Annotated in this window: 18 protein-coding genes; 10 read left to right on the top strand and 8 right to left on the bottom strand. The window is 65.6% G+C overall.

Annotated elements, in window-relative coordinates; all coding sequences use genetic code 11:
• Positions 1–192 precede the first annotated feature (192 nt).
• Together AABA86_RS06120 and AABA86_RS06115 are read left to right on the top strand one after the other, a co-directional pair.
• Positions 193–828, top strand: coding sequence for a TetR/AcrR family transcriptional regulator (locus tag AABA86_RS06120; protein WP_212249994.1), 636 nt, complete (start codon positions 193–195; stop codon positions 826–828).
• Positions 829–872: 44 nt separating this feature from the next.
• The gene (locus AABA86_RS06115) at positions 873–1,214 is read left to right on the top strand and encodes a DUF6665 family protein (RefSeq protein ID WP_338306182.1); all 342 of its coding nucleotides are present in this window, start codon (positions 873–875) and stop codon (positions 1,212–1,214) included.
• A 57-nt stretch (positions 1,215–1,271) separates the two neighbouring features.
• On the opposite strand, the gene AABA86_RS06110 is transcribed toward AABA86_RS06115, so the two are convergent.
• Positions 1,272–2,480 carry an extensin family protein gene (locus AABA86_RS06110; protein WP_338306181.1) on the bottom strand — a complete coding sequence of 403 codons (1,209 nt, stop codon included), beginning with the start codon at positions 2,478–2,480 and terminating at the stop codon, positions 1,272–1,274.
• Between the two features lie 42 nt (positions 2,481–2,522).
• On the opposite strand from AABA86_RS06110, the gene AABA86_RS06105 reads away from it, so the two are divergent.
• Complete coding sequence (locus AABA86_RS06105) at positions 2,523–2,756, top strand: hypothetical protein (RefSeq protein ID WP_338306180.1); 234 nt, start codon at positions 2,523–2,525, stop codon at positions 2,754–2,756.
• Positions 2,757–2,819: 63 nt separating this feature from the next.
• Here AABA86_RS06105 and AABA86_RS06100 read toward each other — a convergent pair whose 3' ends face one another.
• Complete coding sequence (locus AABA86_RS06100; protein ID WP_338306179.1) at positions 2,820–3,695, bottom strand: DUF2147 domain-containing protein; 876 nt, start codon at positions 3,693–3,695, stop codon at positions 2,820–2,822.
• Between the two features lie 192 nt (positions 3,696–3,887).
• Between AABA86_RS06100 and AABA86_RS06095 the strand changes: the two genes are divergently transcribed.
• Both AABA86_RS06095 and AABA86_RS06090 read left to right on the top strand, forming a co-directional pair.
• Positions 3,888–4,664, top strand: coding sequence for a DUF2147 domain-containing protein (locus tag AABA86_RS06095; RefSeq protein WP_338306178.1), 777 nt, complete (start codon positions 3,888–3,890; stop codon positions 4,662–4,664).
• A gap of 305 nt (positions 4,665–4,969) precedes the next feature.
• Positions 4,970–6,439, top strand: coding sequence for a FecR domain-containing protein (locus tag AABA86_RS06090; RefSeq protein WP_338306177.1), 1,470 nt, complete (start codon positions 4,970–4,972; stop codon positions 6,437–6,439).
• 163 nt (positions 6,440–6,602) lie between these two features.
• On the opposite strand, the gene AABA86_RS06085 is transcribed toward AABA86_RS06090, so the two are convergent.
• Together AABA86_RS06085 and asd are read right to left on the bottom strand one after the other, a co-directional pair.
• The gene (locus tag AABA86_RS06085) at positions 6,603–7,166 is read right to left on the bottom strand and encodes an NUDIX hydrolase (RefSeq protein WP_338306176.1); all 564 of its coding nucleotides are present in this window, start codon (positions 7,164–7,166) and stop codon (positions 6,603–6,605) included.
• A gap of 63 nt (positions 7,167–7,229) precedes the next feature.
• A complete protein-coding gene (gene asd / locus AABA86_RS06080) occupies positions 7,230–8,093 on the bottom strand; it encodes an archaetidylserine decarboxylase (protein WP_338306175.1) in 864 nt (287 codons plus the stop codon).
• Between the two features lie 35 nt (positions 8,094–8,128).
• Between asd and AABA86_RS06075 the strand changes: the two genes are divergently transcribed.
• Positions 8,129–9,793 (top strand): aminotransferase class III-fold pyridoxal phosphate-dependent enzyme, encoded by a 1,665-nt coding sequence (locus AABA86_RS06075; RefSeq protein ID WP_338306174.1) that lies wholly within the window; start codon positions 8,129–8,131, stop codon positions 9,791–9,793.
• 347 nt (positions 9,794–10,140) lie between these two features.
• Here AABA86_RS06075 and AABA86_RS06070 read toward each other — a convergent pair whose 3' ends face one another.
• The 3 genes from AABA86_RS06070 to AABA86_RS06060 all read right to left on the bottom strand — a co-directional run bounded on the left by AABA86_RS06070 (position 10,141) and on the right by AABA86_RS06060 (position 12,701).
• On the bottom strand, positions 10,141–10,800 hold the full coding sequence (locus AABA86_RS06070; RefSeq protein WP_212250009.1) for a hypothetical protein: 660 nt from the start codon (positions 10,798–10,800) through the stop codon (positions 10,141–10,143).
• 125 nt (positions 10,801–10,925) lie between these two features.
• The gene (locus tag AABA86_RS06065; RefSeq protein ID WP_212250011.1) at positions 10,926–11,615 is read right to left on the bottom strand and encodes a class I SAM-dependent methyltransferase; all 690 of its coding nucleotides are present in this window, start codon (positions 11,613–11,615) and stop codon (positions 10,926–10,928) included.
• Positions 11,616–11,648: 33 nt separating this feature from the next.
• A complete protein-coding gene (locus AABA86_RS06060) occupies positions 11,649–12,701 on the bottom strand; it encodes a glycosyltransferase family 4 protein (RefSeq protein WP_338306173.1) in 1,053 nt (350 codons plus the stop codon).
• A 274-nt stretch (positions 12,702–12,975) separates the two neighbouring features.
• Here AABA86_RS06060 and AABA86_RS06055 point away from each other — a divergent pair, with 274 nt between their 5' ends.
• Positions 12,976–13,692: a L,D-transpeptidase gene (locus AABA86_RS06055; protein ID WP_338306172.1), complete on the top strand. Its 717-nt coding sequence runs from the start codon at positions 12,976–12,978 to the stop codon at positions 13,690–13,692.
• A 114-nt stretch (positions 13,693–13,806) separates the two neighbouring features.
• Positions 13,807–14,226, top strand: a complete 420-nt coding sequence (locus AABA86_RS06050) for a c-type cytochrome (RefSeq protein ID WP_445083449.1) — start codon at positions 13,807–13,809, stop codon at positions 14,224–14,226.
• Between the two features lie 15 nt (positions 14,227–14,241).
• Here AABA86_RS06050 and AABA86_RS06045 read toward each other — a convergent pair whose 3' ends face one another.
• Positions 14,242–14,637 carry a nuclear transport factor 2 family protein gene (locus AABA86_RS06045; protein ID WP_212250016.1) on the bottom strand — a complete coding sequence of 132 codons (396 nt, stop codon included), beginning with the start codon at positions 14,635–14,637 and terminating at the stop codon, positions 14,242–14,244.
• Positions 14,638–14,769: 132 nt separating this feature from the next.
• On the opposite strand from AABA86_RS06045, the gene AABA86_RS06040 reads away from it, so the two are divergent.
• Both AABA86_RS06040 and AABA86_RS06035 read left to right on the top strand, forming a co-directional pair.
• Positions 14,770–15,255 (top strand): Lrp/AsnC family transcriptional regulator, encoded by a 486-nt coding sequence (locus AABA86_RS06040; RefSeq protein WP_212250018.1) that lies wholly within the window; start codon positions 14,770–14,772, stop codon positions 15,253–15,255.
• Positions 15,252–15,761 (top strand): GNAT family N-acetyltransferase, encoded by a 510-nt coding sequence (locus tag AABA86_RS06035; protein WP_212250020.1) that lies wholly within the window; start codon positions 15,252–15,254, stop codon positions 15,759–15,761. Before AABA86_RS06040 ends, AABA86_RS06035 begins: the two co-directional genes overlap by 4 nt.
• Position 15,762 lies beyond the last annotated feature (1 nt).

The following is a 15,762-nucleotide window of genomic DNA, read 5'->3' as shown; positions in this document are numbered from 1 at the left end:
GCCTCCCCAAAAAAGCGCGATCAAAGACACAGCCGGCGTGCGGCCTGTTCCCTCTCGCTGATCCAAATACCATTGACCGAACGGTTCGGTCAATATACATAATATTCCCGGCCGGACCCTACTGACGAGAATCCTTTATTCGGGTTTCATGGCCGCAGACCCGACTCAAAAACCTGCCGAGACCCTGAACCAATGGTTGTAGCCGGCCGCGATCATCTGCACGTCATCCAGGAGGAGGACGGCTCCAAACGTCGCCAGATCCTGGACGGTGCCCGCAAGGTATTCATGGATCTCGGCTTCGACGGCGCCAGCATGGGCGAGATTGCGCGCGCAGCGCAGGTCTCCAAGGGCACGCTCTACGTCTACTTCGCCGACAAATGCGCGCTGTTCGAAGCCATCCTCGAGCAGGAGGCGCTCCAGCACGGCCAGGTCGTGTTCAATTTCGATCCCGCGCGCGATGCCGAGACCACGCTGAAGGAGTTCGGCCGGGCCTACATCCACCTGCTCTGCCGGCCCGGCGGCGGATCGGCGATCCGCACCGTGATGGCGATCGCCGAGCGCATGCCCGATGTCGGCCGCCGCTATTATGCGCGGGTGCTGGACAAGTCCATCAACCGCCTCTCCGACTATCTCAAAGCCCATGTCACCTCCGGCCATCTCAAGATCGACGATTGCAACCTTGCCGCCTCGCAATTCATGGAGCTGTGCAAGGCGTCACTCTTCCTGCCCTTCGTGTTCCAGGCCGCGCCCGCGCCGTCGGAACAGCGCATGACCGAGGTCGTCGACAGTGCGACGCGAATGTTCATGGCGGCTTACAAGGCGAAGTAGCTGCGCGTTGCGCAGGCCCGTCAGGCGGCACTATATTTGCGGTCATGTCCCGTGATCTTCGCCCGCCCGTCGATATCCTCCATTACGAGATCGTCCAGGAGCAGGCCTCGGCGCTTGGACGGATGGGCCGCACACTCGAACAGGCGCTAACCCGCTTGCGCGAGTTCGACGCCGCCCACGCGCTCTCGGAACTGCCGGCCTCGATGCAACCGGCCAGGCGCAAGCTGGTGGCGGAAGCCGGCCAGGCGCTCTGGATGTTCGTGGTGCAGCGTGAGGCGACCGGCCTGCGCGACAGCCGCCATATCATGCGCACCTACAATGTCCCGGGCGAGGTGCAGCTGTGCATGGGGCTGGTCCCCGCCGCGTCGAAGCCGACCTCGAAATGACCTTCTGGCGTCGCAGAGCGACGCCCCGATCTTCCTGGCACCTGGAGAAATCCGCGCCTAATCGTCGGCGTAGTCGTCTTCTTCCTTGCCGCGCTTTTGCGCAGTGCTCTTGCGGCCGAGCGAGCCGGTCACGGAGGGATCGTGCGCGTTGGCATAGGGCCTGCGCGACTGCGCGCGCGATGCGACCTCTTCGCCGGAGACGGCGGCGGGCTGGCAGATCAGGCGGCGGCTGGCGCGGCGCATCAGATCGACGTGGATGTGATCGTAATGATAGACGTTCGACCCCGGCGCGAGCACCGTGGTGAAATGCGCGCAGGCGCCCGACTGCACGTCGCGTAGAAACCCCTGCTCCTCCGGCATGCCGCGCCAGCCGTCCTTCACGGTGACGCGGCGGCCGTCGGCGAGCACGAAGGCGGCAATGTCGAGCGCGTTGCCGAAGGCATGTTCGGAGATGTGAGAATGCGGATTGCCGTTCATGCCGCGGCAGGAATAGGCGGAGATCTGCTTGATCTCGGCGACGCGGACGCCGAACCAGCGCATCGCCGAAGGCTGCACGGTGTCGGCGAGCCAGCGGTCGAGCTCGGACACGATCGGACAGGCGAGCGTCGCGGTCGGCTTGATCGCGACCGGACCGACGGCCGTGACGGGGTTGCCCTGCGCCGGGCCAAGACGCGGCGGGGGCTGTTGCGCAGGCGCCTGCGAGTAAGGTGCCGGCCGCGCCGGATAGCTCGGCGAATTCATGTAACGTGCCGCGCCCGCGGCATCGGTGCCATCGGGCGGCAGGTCGATCTCGTCCTCCTGCGCCGCCACGCCGGGCGCGTTCAGCGACACCGGCCCGGTCGAGGCGCCATAGCCGGACGGTTGGCGCACCGCGCTTTCGGGATAGTTCGACCGTTGCTGATAGGACGATGCCGGATAATTCTGGCTCTGCGGGTAATTCGATCGCGGCTGCGACACCGGCCAGCGCGGCTGGCCGCCGATGCTGCCCGGCGGGCGCAGTTCCTCGTCGGCAAAGCCGTAGCTGCTCGAGGCTTCGCCGATGGCCGCGACCTTGAGCGGAAACTCGGCGCCGCACATGCCGGGCCCGGAGATCGGATCGATGCGGACGAGATCCGGCCCCTCTTTCACCGCGCCCGATTTCAGGCAAGCGGCTTCGGCCTCGGCCCGCCACGGCTCGCGCTCGGCCTGGAAGAAGCCGCGTCCGCAACCCGCTAGCGAAACAAGGACGATGGAGCCGACGAGATACAAACGAACTCCGCGCGTCATGCACGCACGTTCGGTGAATTTACTTAAAGACTCTTCAACACGTTGATTTCAGAGTTCTTTAACCATACCGGCCCGCGCGCGCCCGGGACGCCGGCAGGACTGAGCGACAGCAAGGCTGACTTTTTCGCAAGGAGACTTTCTGTTAACCATGATGCCCGCGCGCAAAGCGGCGCGCATGGAGGGAGCGACCTCATGACGTTCGCCGGGAAACTGAGCGTTGTCACCGCATACCTCGCCATGGCCTTCGTCGGCGCCATCGTGCTCGGCATGATCTAGCGGCTTATCGCTCCGATACACGCTCTTCGTCCCCTCTCCCGCAAGGGGAGTAGGGGAGAAAAACTACGACCGCGCGCTCCATTGCCGCGATGTCGTGATCAGTTGCTCTCGCGGAGCCTCGATCCGGGTCCAGTCGTTGCCGGAGCACCAGAAGCGGCCGAGCGCGCAGGCTTCGACGTGGAGCCGGCCGGAGCTCTTCAGCGTCATGGTCGCGTAATAGGTGTTGCCGCTGGAGCGGCTGTAGATGTTGCCGGTCCAGACGTCGTGCGACTTCGGCTTCATGTTGACGAGCACGCTCTCGCCGCGGCTCGACGCCTCCGTCAGCGCGTAACCGCACAATGCAGGGCCACAGCGTTCGATGCGAACCGTGCCCTTGGCGCCGGGGCTCTCCCATTCGCCCAGTGGCATATAGGCCGGCTCATCGTCGCTGCGCTGTGCGACCGTTGCGGTCTGCTTGATCTCGGGACTCGGGAAGGGCGGCGGCTCCATGCGCGGCGGATCAATCGTAACGATCTTCAGCGGATCCATTCGCGGCAGGTCGACTCGCGGCGGATTGAGGCTCGGCGCGGCGAGCGTCGGCGTCTCGACCCTTGGCGGCGGCAGGACAACGGGCTGCGACGTCGTCGCGGCGACAACAGGGCCGGTCGGCGCCGGTGGCGGCACGACGACGGTTGCTTGCGCCGGTCGGACCGGAGCTGCGGGATAGGCCGGCTGCAGCGGTGCGACCGTAGGCGGCGCGGCTGATGTCGTGTTGACATCGTCTGTCGATCGAAGGCTGCGGCTGGAGACCGACACACAAGAAGCCGACCGGCAATTGCGCGGCGACTCGACATGGAACCGGTGACCGCCGATCGAGAAGGAATAGGAACCGGCCACGGCCGCGGGCGTGATCGCCATCAGTGCGATCAAGGTGCCAAGCGAAGTCGCAAGCCGTTTCATCCACACCTCCCTGAGTGCCACCACGAGCTTACGCAGCGGCGTGGCCGCTGAATGTGCGCCGCCTCACCCAGCGGCGCGCCACCGTTGTGACGTCCATCACGGAACGCCCGGCCAGTCCGGCGTAGGGTCGAACCACGCTTCATCCACCGGCGACTTCAGTCCATCGGGACCACGCCATTTTCGGAGGTTGTCATGAACAAGCTCACCATCGCCGCCACCGCGCTCTTCCTGGCGTCGACCGCCGCCGCCCATGCCGGCGGCAACACGATCTCGTTCCAGATCGAAGGCCAGCACATCCGCATCGAGACACCGCGCAACTGCGCCTCGCTCAACTGCGTGACCATCGTTGCGCCGGGCCTGTCGGACAAGCCGATCAAGCTGAACAACATCAATCTGAAGGGCCTTGGCGGCTCCAAGGACGATGACGACACCACGCCAAGCACGACGACTGCGCAGCCCGCGCCGGCTCCGGTGCAGCAGCAGCCGGTGCAGGCGACCGCGCCGGCCGCGCCCGCCGTCACGGCTCCCGCCGCGCCGGCCGCGACGGTTGCTGCCGCGCCGTCGGTCGGCTTTGACGCCAATACACAGCCGGCGCCCGTCGCGGCTCCTGCTCCCGCACCCGCGCCGGTCGCGATTGCTCCGGCGCCCGCTCCGGCCCCTGTGGCCGCCGCGCCTGTGGTGGTCGCCAACACGCCGATCGGCGTCTGGGCAACGGAGGAGAACAAGGGCAACGTTCGCGTCGAGCAGTGCGGCGCCAATCTCTGCGGCTATGCCGAGAAGACCAATGAGCGCATCCTGATCAACATGAAGCCAGAGGGCTCGAAGTGGAGCGGCCGCATCCACGATCCCGACTCCGGCCGCAATTACGACTCGACCATCGCGATGAAGGGTCCGAATGCGATGCGCGTGCAGGGCTGCGCCTTCGGCGGCATGTTCTGCGGCGGACAGACCTGGAAGCGCGTGAGCTGACATCATCTCCGTCATCCCGGGCGATGCGAGGCATCGACCCGGGATTTCGCGCGACACGCACACATCTTCGTCATGCCCGGGCTTGTCCCGGGCATCCACGTTCTCAGTGCCACGCGTCAAGGCGTGGATGGCCGGGACAAGCGCGGCCATGACGGTGTGTAGAGGTTTGGTCCCAAGCTAGCATCGCGCCCCATTTGAACGCTCGCCTCTCCCCCTCCACACATGTTCATCCGCCATTCAGGTCTCCCCGGCTGATATCAACCGATCTCGCCTCGCGTTCTCACCGGGACTTCTTCGTGACATCAATGCTGGCTTGGCGCCGCTTCGTGTTCGCGCTCATGCTGCCGGCTTTGCCGCTGGCAGGCACCAGCGTGGCTCGTGCATCCGAGACAATCGAGCTCGCGCAGGCGCAGCCACAAGCTCAGCCGGCACCCGCCCCCTCCCCGACGCCCTCGGCCTCGCCGACACCGGCCGCGGACGCACAACCCGCCACCGTCGAGCCGATCGGCAACGTTGCGACCGTCACGGGGATCGCGACCGTGATCCGCGACAAGAATTCCTATCCGCTGCGCGTGCGCGACGACATCTATCTCAACGACGTCGTGCAGACCTCGTCGAACTCCTCGCTCGGCATCACGTTCAACGACGCGACCACGTTCAACCTCTCCGCCGCCGCCAAAATCACCATCGACAATTACGTTTACGAGGATGGCGGCAAGCAGAACTCCGCGATCTTCGACGTCGGCAAGGGCACGGTCGCCTTCGTCGCGGCTGCCGTGGCGAAGACCGGCGACATGAAGATCACGACACCGACCGCGACGCTCGGCATCCGCGGCACCACCGGCGTCGTCGACGTGCCTGAAGGCGCGGCAGCGAGCAGCGCGCGCAACGTCAACATCAAGCTCTATCCCGATGCCGACGGCCGCGTCGGCCACATCGACGTCGACGACCGCAGCAGCGGCACGCGGCTCGGCGCGTTGACGCAAGGCGCGAGCGGCTTTGCGATCCGGCCCGGCGCGGCCACTGCCGGAATCATGCGCTTCGCCGCGGTACCGATCACGATTCCGGCGCAGCAGATCGCGCGCGACCGCGGCTTCGTCGGCCAGGTGCATCTGGCGCAAACCACGGGCCGCCAGATCGTCACCGAGCAGCGTGACTTCCGCCGCGCCAATCCGGCCGCGCTCAGCCGCATTCCGCGGCCGGTCCAGCCGCCGCAGCAACAGCAATTGCGGCCGGCGACCGCGCCGAGCCAACAGCCACAGCGGCCGAACAGCCAACCCAGCCAGAACAACCGTCCGGGTCAGCAGCAGCCGGGCACGCCGGGCCGGCAAGGCACCCAGCCGCCGCAACGGCAGGGCCAGGGACAACAAGGCCAGGGACAACAAGGCGGCGCCGTGCAACCGGGCACGCCGCGTGCGGGCCAAGGGCAACAGCCGCGAGGACGACAGCAACAAGGCCAGCCGCAGCACGGCCAGCAGCAAGGTGCAGGACGTCCAACGCGCCCCGGACAGGCCACCCCGCCGAACGGCACGCCGCAAACACAGCCGCAGCGTGGTGGGCAGATTCAGCCCGGAGGAGTCATGCCGTCACAGCCGGGCGGGACTCATCCGCAGCCGCAGTTGCCGCGCACCGGCATGCAGCCGGGCCAGCCGCCCGCAGTCCAACCGCCGGGCATGCAGCGACCCGGCGGCTTCCAGCAGCGCCTCCCTGCCGCGCAACGCCCCGCAGCGCCGCGCAAGCCGGCGCCGCCACCGAAGGAGAAGGAGCGGCGGTAAAGTTCGGCGTGCATGTGCGCGCTCGGTGCGCTCCCTCGCCTGGGGTGAGGGGCTGCTTCGGCAGAAATAGTGGCAGTGAGACTCGCGGAGAGTCCCCCTCACCCGGATTGCATCTACGATGCAATCCGACCTCTCCCCGCAAGCGGGGCGAGGTGAAGACAACTCACGCCTCGCCGCGCAGCCAGGCCTTCACCTTCTGCAGCAGACCATGTCGCAGCTCGTCGACAGATGCGGCTTCAGCCGGTGTCAAAGTCTGCAGCGTTGCATCGATATCGTCCGCCGCGAGCGTCGGCGTCGGTTCGGGCGCGGACGCCAGCCCCGCTGCCGCAAGCGCGATCGGTCCGATCTGGGTCAGGAAGGCGCGCTCGTATTCGCGCGACAGGCGCGCAAGCGCGTCGTCAAGCGGCAGCCAGTCGACCGCCTTGATGTCGTTCATCAGCTTGCGGACGGGACCGCCGTCAGCTTCCATGCGCCAGAAATGCACGACCTTGGAACGCCCGCCGGACTGGTAGACGAGCGTGCCGAGGAATTCATGGATAGCGACGTCGTGCCCGGTTTCCTCGAGCACCTCGCGGTGCGCCGCCTGTTTCGGCGTTTCGCCGTCGTCGAGCTTGCCCTTGGGCAAAACCCATTCGTTGCGCTTGCGCTGGCGCACGACCGCAACCAGCGGCGGCGCGCCACGCCGCAGCACAATACCACCCGCCGCCATCACCGGCGCCCGCGCCATCGCTCGCATCCATTATCGTCGTCCCCGCCGAGGATATAGGCGGCGGGGACGGCGGATTGAAGGCTACTTTCTTCTGAGCAGCGCTTGGCCGGCGCGAATGCGCGTGCCCTCGACGATGCCGTCGCAGAAGGTAAAATCGCCGGGCGCGAGGATGATAATGGTCGAGCCGTGCTCGAACCAGCCGAGCTCCTCGCCCTTGGCCACCTTGACGTCACAGGGGAAATTGACCGGGCCGCGGGTCTGCGCGTTCAGCACCATGTCGAGGAAGTGCAGGCGGATGCTCGCGACCAGGATCGCGGCAACCGGCACCAGCGTCACGGCCTCGCCGGTCGAAAGGTGCGTCCGGATCACCGCGCGCTCGTTCTTGCAGAACAGGCGCTCGACCCGCTTCAAGGCGATCGGGTTGACGTTCCAGACATCGCCGTGGATCAGCGTGACGCGCTCGATATGCGCGTCATAGGGTGCATGGAAGCGGTGATACATGCTCGAGGTCAGACGCAGCGTGACGAAGGAGCCGTTGCGGTGCTGGTCGACCAGCGCGGAATCGCCGAGCAGGTCGAGCAGCGAATAGGGCGCGCCCTTGACCTGAAACAGCTCGGTGTCGGCGATCTTCCCGTGGGCGCCGACGATTCCGTCGGAGGGGCTGGCGACAATGGAGGGGTCGGGATCAAAAGGCCGCAGGCCCGGCTTGAGCTCCCGGGTGAAGCAGTCGTGCAGGCTCTTGAAATGAGTCTTGCGCGCCTCCGACAGATCGAGGTCGGAGAACAGCTTCCACAGAGCGATCGAGAAGTCCCGCACAAGCGGATTCTCGATCTTGGAGAACCAGCCCATGAAGCGGGTCAGCGCGGCGCGGGGGATGCGGTTGGTCAACAGGAAGTTGAGGTCTTCCTGCTGGGTGAAAGAGGCGATGAGGGCTTTGACTGTCATGAATCTGTCAGCTCACAGTATTAGCGCTTGTTGTCATGGAAACGACACTCCCGATTCTCTCGATGTCCGTGGCCGCCGCAGCGTCCGCTGCCGCCGTCCTCCCGAAGATCAAGGCGCGGGTCGAACTGTCCCGCGCCAAGCACCGCTCGCTCGCCGGGCACTCCAAGATGTCGCGCCGGGTTGCAAAGCTGCTCCCGTTCTACGAATTCGAGGGCGACAAATATTTCGGCTGCGACGGCGCGCCTGATAGCGTGGTGGCGCAGCGTAAGGACGCCTTCTTCCGCCTCGCCAAGCTTTACGCCGAGCGCTACCCCAGGGGTCGCGCGATGACGAAGGAAGCGGCGGAAACGATCTCCGACCTGAACTTCACCGAGAGCTACCGCGTGCCGTTCCAGTTCTCGCGTCTCGTCCGCGAGCATCTGGGCACCTCGACCTTCATGGAGTCCTCGCGCGGCGTCACCGTCACGGACGTCGACGGCAACACCTCCTACGACCTCACGGGCTCCTACGGCGTCAACATCTTCGGCAACGACTTCTACAAGGAGTGCATCGAGGGCGCCGAGAAGCGCGCGCATGCGCTCGGTCCCGTGCTCGGCCCCTACCATCCCGTCATCCTCGAGAACGTGCAGCGTCTGTGCCAGATCTCCGGCCTCGACGAAGTCTCGTTCCACATGTCCGGCACCGAGGCCGTGATGCAGGCGGTGCGGCTGGCGCGCTACCACACCAGGCGCACGCATCTGGTTCGCTTCGCCGGCGCCTATCACGGCTGGTGGGGCGACGTGCAGCCCGGCGTCGGCAACCCCATTGCCGCGCACGAGACCTACACCCTCGCCGAGATGTCGGAGAAGACGCTGCACGTGCTGCGCACGCGCAAGGACATCGCCTGCGTGCTGGTCAACCCGCTGCAGGGGCTGCATCCGAACGGCAACGCGCCCGGCGATTCCTCGCTGGTCGACAGCTCCCGCGGCGGCCATTTTGACCGCGCGGCCTACACCGAATGGCTCGCGAGGCTGCGCGAGGTCTGCACCGAGCGCGGCATCGTGCTCATCTTCGACGAAGTCTTCGTCGGCTTCCGTCTCGCCGCCGGCGGCGCCCAGGAATATTTCGGCGTCAAGGCCGACATGGTGACCTACGGCAAGAGCCTCGCCGGCGGCCTGCCGGTCGGCGTGGTCTGCGGCAAGAAGGAATTGATGCGCCGCTTCAACGACGACCGCCCCGCCGACATCTGCTTCGCCCGCGGCACCTTCAATTCGCATCCGTACGTCATGACGGCGATGGACGAGTTTTTGAGCCGCCTCGCCTCCCCGAATTTCCGCGCCATCTATGACGGGCTGGATGCGACCTGGAACGGCCGCGCGCAAAAACTCAACCAGATGATGACCGACGCCGGCCTGCCGGTACGGTTCGCAAACTTCTCGTCGATCTGGACGGTGAAATACACCACCCCGTCCCGCTACAACTGGATGCTGCAATATTATCTGCGCGCCGAGGGCTTGGCGCTCAGCTGGGTCGGCACCGGCCGGCTGATCTTCAGCCTCAACTACACCGACGCCGACTTCGGCGAAGTCGCCGAGCGTTTCGTCCGCGCGGCGCAGAAGATGAAGGCGGACGGCTTCTGGTGGCACGACGGCGTGCTCACCAACAAGAACATCAAGCGGCAGATTTTGAAAGAGATGCTGGCCAAGCGCTTCGGGCGCTGAAGCCACACTGCGCGGGCTTGCTCCGCCTCTCCCGCTTGCGGGAGAGGCCGACGCGCCCCGGGCGATGCGAAAGCATCGTCTCGCGCGCGGCGGGTGAGGGTTCTTGCCGCACAGGGACATCCTCAGTAATCCCCGACAATCCCGACGCGGAGACACCCCCACCCCAGCCCTCCCCCGCAAGCGGGAGAGGGAGCCCACCGCCGATGCCGCTGCGTTGTGTGCACCATATGCGATTGTCCGACCGCACGCGGGGAGAGGCGAAAGAGCCCCCAAGACGTGGATGCCCGGGACAAGCCCGGGCATGACGTAACCATCAGACATCGGAGTACTCAGTGAGACCAGCGCGCTCAGGCGTGCTGCTCTTCGAGCGTGGGCTCGCCGATGAGGCCCAGCGTGTGCTCGGGGTTGAGGTGCAGACCGGGGTCCATCAGCTCGCCGCGCATCAGGGCGAGCGGCGCGCTGCGATAGAGCATCAGATCGTGGAAGGGATCGGTCAGGATCTTGGTCATCCAGACGAGGCCGGTTTCGACGTCGCGAATGAAGAACAGGTGCACGGTGCGGAACAACAGACCGCCGCCGCCGACCACGAGCCAGATCTTGGCGACCTGCCGCATGAAGTCGGTCGCGCTCGCCCAGGGCGTGAACAGGCCGAACAGCGTCGGATCGGCGAACAGCACCAGCGGCGAGGCCGCCCAGATCGTCATCAGCACCACCTTGCGCTGAAGGTTGTAGCCGACCTTGATCTCTTCCTTGTGCTCGTGGGTGGCCTGATTGATGTGGTCGTAGCCGTGCGGCTCGAAGAAGAAGTGACCGGCCTGGCGCGAGGTCATCGAGACCAGCCAGCCGACCAGCGCGGAGACCACGGGATCGATGAACAGCCAGACATAGGCAAAGAGAAAGCTCAGCGCGCTGATGAAGTGCAGGCTCTGATTGATGCGGCTGTGGTGATAGTAGCGATGGTCGTCCCAGCGCTGGATCCGCAGCTGCTCGAGATAATTCTTGATCATGCTCTCCCCCAAAATGCTTTCGGGTATGGGATTACAGGGATTCGATGTAGGCCGTGTGACATCATCATTTTGTCATGTGACGATGTGCAGCGGCGCGATGACGCACGCGACGCGTGAGCTTCAGCTCACGCCGCCTTCGCGACGTCGACCTTGCGGAAGCGCACCAGTGAGAAATGGCCGAGCGGCGGAATCAGGCGGCGCTCGGCGAGCTCGATGCCGTGGGCGCCGGCCAGCCACTTCGCATAGCGCGACCAGGCGAACTCGGCGGTGCGGAAGCCGAGCGGACGCACCACCGGCTGCAGCTTCTGCTCGATGAAGCGGCGCATGCCGGCATCGGCGCTGACGCGGGTGAGGATGATCAGCTCGCCGCCGGGCCGCAGCACGCGCGCGAATTCGTCGAGCGCCTTCTCGGGGTTCGGCACGGCGGTGACGACATATTGCGCCATCACGACGTCGAAGGAATTGTCGGGGAATTCGAGCTTCTCGGCGTCCATCACCGCGAGGCCTTCGACGTTCTTCAGGTTACCTTCGGTGACGCGCTGGCGCGCCTTGTCGAGCATCGCTTCCGAGATGTCGGTGCCGAAGATGCGCAGGTTCGGTGCATAGAGCGGCAGCGAGATGCCGGTGCCGACGCCGACCTCGAGCACGCGGCCGCCGATCTTATTGGTGGCCGCGATCGCCGCCTGCCGGCCCTTGGCGAACACACCGCCGAACACGAGATCGTAGACGGGCGCCCAGCGGTCATAGGCCTGCTCGACCGTGCCACGGGTGAGATCGAGCTGCTGGGTGCCGTCAAGGTTCATGATCTTAGCCATCGATGAGGTTCTCGCTGTGGTCAGACGTTGGGATCAACCGCGCACCGGCCGCCGCGCCATGCGAGGCGAGGCGCGCAGGACGCGGCTGGGCTGAAGTGAGGTGAGATTGCCGACGAACTGGCGCGCGCTGTTTTCCCAGGAACGCTCCAGCGCGAAGTTACGGCAGGTCTCGCGCGACATGGTGAGCGCGCGCAGGCACGCGGTACGCAAATCGTGGTCGATCGCGCCGATCGGATGATCGGCGATCACGTCCTTGGGACCCGTCACGGGAAACGCCGCAACCGGCGTGCCGGAGGCCAGCGCCTCCAGCTGCACCACGCCAAACGTATCGGTCAGGCTCGGAAACACGAACACGTCGGCGGCGGCGAGATGCGCAGTGAGATCCGCGCCCTTCTTCTCGCCGAGGAACACCACCTCCGGATATTTCTTCTGGAGCGCCGCCTTCTGCGGGCCGTCGCCCACGACCACCTTGGTGCCCGGCAGATCGAGCGAGAGAAACGCTTCGAGATTCTTCTCCACCGCGACCCGGCCCATGGTCATGAAGATCGGCCCCGGCAGATCGAGCCGTGCCGGAGAGTCGGGATGAAACAGCTCGGTGTTGACGCCGCGCGTCCAGAAGCCGAGCCGCTTGAAGCCGCGTTCGGAGAGCTCCTGCCGCAGCGAGGGCGTCGCCACCATCGTCATCGCGGCGGCATCATGGAAGTGGCGCAGCACGGCATAACCGACGGCGGCGGGGATCCCGGTCCGCACCGAGACGTATTCGGGAAAGCGCGTCGTGTAGGACGTTGTGAAGGCAAGCCGGTTGCGGCGGCAATAGGCGCGCGCCGCCCAGCCGATCGGACCTTCGGTCGCGATGTGGAGCGCGTCCGGCGCGGCCTTATCGATCCGTCGCGCGATCTCCTTTCCGCTCGGCAGCGCGATGCGCAGCCCCGGATAGGTCGGCAGCGGCCAGGACGGAAAGCCGTCTGGCGTCAGGAAATCGATCTCGACGTCGAGGGCCTTGGCGGCATTCGCCAGCGAGGTCAGGGTGCGGACCACACCGTTAACCTGGGGATGCCAGGCGTCAGTCGCGATTAATACCCGCATGGGGAAATCCCGAGAGTTTGATGATTCTCGGTTTCCGACCATCAACGAAGGATATTTCAGGCGTGTGACGTCACAGAAGTGTCGGCCCACCGTTTTGTTCGTTAACGAGCGCCTGCGGCCACGAAACTGTCATGAAACAATCCTTGCCGCCGTGAAACCGTTTTCGGTTTTCCGCGCAAATGTCCCGAAACGTTTTGCCGCTAGTGATCTGTGCAACAGAGCACCGCGACGGTGCCGCGGTGGCCGAGACCACCGAGCAAACAGGGGCGATCACATGTTCAATCTGGACACGTTCAAGACGTTTTCGCGCGCCGTTGCGCTCAGTGCAGTCGCGGTCTCCGCAATCGCATTCGCGGGTAGCGCCAAGGCCACGCCGGTGCAGCTCTTCCCCTTCTTCCAGCCGCTGCCGCCGTTCGCCGCGCCGCAGCCGATCCAGCCCTATCAGCCCTACCAGGCGCCGACCTATCAGACCGAGCCGCCCGAAGATCAGGACGCCGTGGAGATGCCGGCGCGCTTCCGCCGCCAGACCGTCTCCTACGCGACGCGTGAGGCGCCGGGCACCATCATCATCGATACGCCCAACACCTATCTCTATTACGTGCTCGGAGGCGGCCAGGCGCTGCGCTACGGCATCGGCGTCGGCCGCGACGGCTTCACCTGGTCGGGCACGCAGTCCGTAACCAGAAAGGCCGAGTGGCCGGCCTGGACCCCGCCCCCGGAAATGATCGCCCGCCAACCCTATCTGCCGCGCCACATGGCCGGCGGCCCCGGCAACCCGCTTGGCGCCCGCGCCATGTATCTCGGCGGCACCATCTACCGCATCCACGGCACCAACGCCCCCGACACCATCGGCAAGCGCGTCTCCTCCGGCTGCATCCGCCTGACCAATGACGACGTTTCCGACCTCTATTCCCGCGTCAACGTCGGCACCAAGGTGATTGTGCTGCCGATGACGGAACGGCGCGCGGAGCTCGGAACCGCGACGCGCTGAACCCACAGGACATTGTGACGCAAACGGCCCCGGAACATCCCCGGGGCCGCTTTCGTTTGCCCCCGACATGTCGACGCGCGCTTGCTGCGGCGCGGGTCCCCGATGGAGGCGCAAATGCAACCACGCCTGCAATGCTCGCCGTGTCAGTGGCTGCGCCCAGTCGCCGGTGCCGGAGCGTTAACGCTGCTCGTGTCCGTACCCTCCTCGCTCGCGCAGCAGCCAGCAAGCGACGCGGCAGCTCAGCAGGCCTTCAACAATTCCTGCCGCACCTGCCATTCCGTGAAGGAAGGCGACAATCGCCTCGGTCCCAATCTCAACAGGATCGTCGGCCGCAAGGCCGGCTCGCTGCCGGACTACAACTACTCGTCCTCGATGAAAGAGGCCGGCTTCGTCTGGGACCAGGACAAGCTCACGCGCTTCATGGTCAAGCCGGACGAGGTCGTATCCGGCAACAAGATGCAGCCCTATGGCGGCGTCTCAGCCGAAGAGGCCGCCAAGGTGGCGGCGTATCTGCAATCGACCGGCAGCCAATAGGAATTGCCGCAAGCGCTATGTGCCCGCCGGCTCATGCCGTCGCTCGACTTGGAACGATTTCGCCGTGATCAGCCAGGTGTCATTGATGCGGTGGTACGCGAGATAGTCGACGTACTGGAGCAGATCGATCCGAACCCGAACCTTCACCAGCGCTTGCGCCGGTGACGCCATATCGATCAGCAATATCTCCCGAAGCCGAGGGGCGTCCTTGGACTTGGGCGACGGGGTCGACGCCAGCAGCGCCCTGTAGTCGCGAACCGGCAATATCCGCAATTCGCCGTCGCGAAATCCGTGGAGCTGCGCAGTCACCGCAAAGACGCGGTCGAACTGCGAAACGTCGTTGTCGTACATCAGCGTGAAGTAACGCTCGACGGCCTCCAGCAGGGGCGCGAGGGTCGGGCTTTCGGTCATGGTTCACTCCATCAGCAGCGAGGTCGGCGCGATCCATCTCACGGAAAGCCGAGGCATGTCCTTGCGAACTGGGCTAGTCTCGACGGCTCCGGCGCAACATTGCGCCCTTTTTGATCCAGCGGGATGCGGTTCATGCCAAAATGCGAACTGGATGCGATCGACCGGCGCATCGTCACCGAACTCCAGGCCAACGCACGATTGAGCAATATCGAATTGGCGGACCGGGTCGGCCTGTCGCCCTCGCCCTGCCTGCGGCGCGTGCGACGGCTGGAGCAGGATGGCTATATCGACGGCTACCGTGCCTCGTTGCGGCGCGGCCGTCTTGGGCTCGGCTTCTCGGCCTTCCTCGGCGTCAAGATCAACGGCCACGCCAACGACCAGGCGCTGAGCTTCGAGCGGACGGTGGTCGCCATGCCAGAGGTCGTCGCCTGCCACCTTGTCGCCGGAGAGGCCGACTACCTGCTCGAAATCGTCGTGCCCGAGCTCGAGGACTATCAGCGCTTTCTCGTCGACAAGCTGCTCAACCTTCCCATCGTGCAGGAGGTTCGCAGCAGCATCGCAATCCAGACGCTGAAGGCGGGCGCCCCTCTGCCGCTGGCACACCTCTCATCGCCATGATCAGACTGCTCACACCGGCCGATGCCGCGCTCTACCGCACGATCCGGCTGGAAGCGCTCGCGACCCATCCCGAGGCTTTTACCAGCACGTTCGAACGCGAGCGGGAGAAGCCCCTCGCCTGGTTCGAGGAGCGCCTCGCGATCTCGGATGTGTTCGGCGCGTTCGTCGCAGGCGAGCTCGTCGGCACTGCCGGCTTCCGGCGGGAGGACGGCGCGAAGACTGCGCACAAGGCGGTTCTCTGGGGCATGTATGTGCGGCCGCAGGCGCGAAAGACCGGCACGGGACGCCTGCTCGTCGACGCCGTCGCAGCGCACGCTGCAAGCCGCGTCGAGCAGCTTCAACTCGTCGTCGTCAGCGAGAACTTGCCCGCATTGCGGCTCTACACGGCGGCCGGCTTCGTCGAATACGGCCGCGGCGTGAATGCGCTGAAGCAGGACGGCCGATATTACGATGAGGTCATGATGGCCTTGTTCTTCGACGGAAGCGGTGCGACGCGGCCCCGGTGAT

The sequence above is a fragment of the Bradyrhizobium sp. TM233 genome, assembly GCF_036247965.1.
Lineage (GTDB): Bacteria > Pseudomonadota > Alphaproteobacteria > Rhizobiales > Xanthobacteraceae > Bradyrhizobium > Bradyrhizobium ottawaense.
The sequence above is the reverse complement of the archived record's forward strand: the minus strand, read 5'-3'. Positions and strand labels throughout refer to the sequence as shown.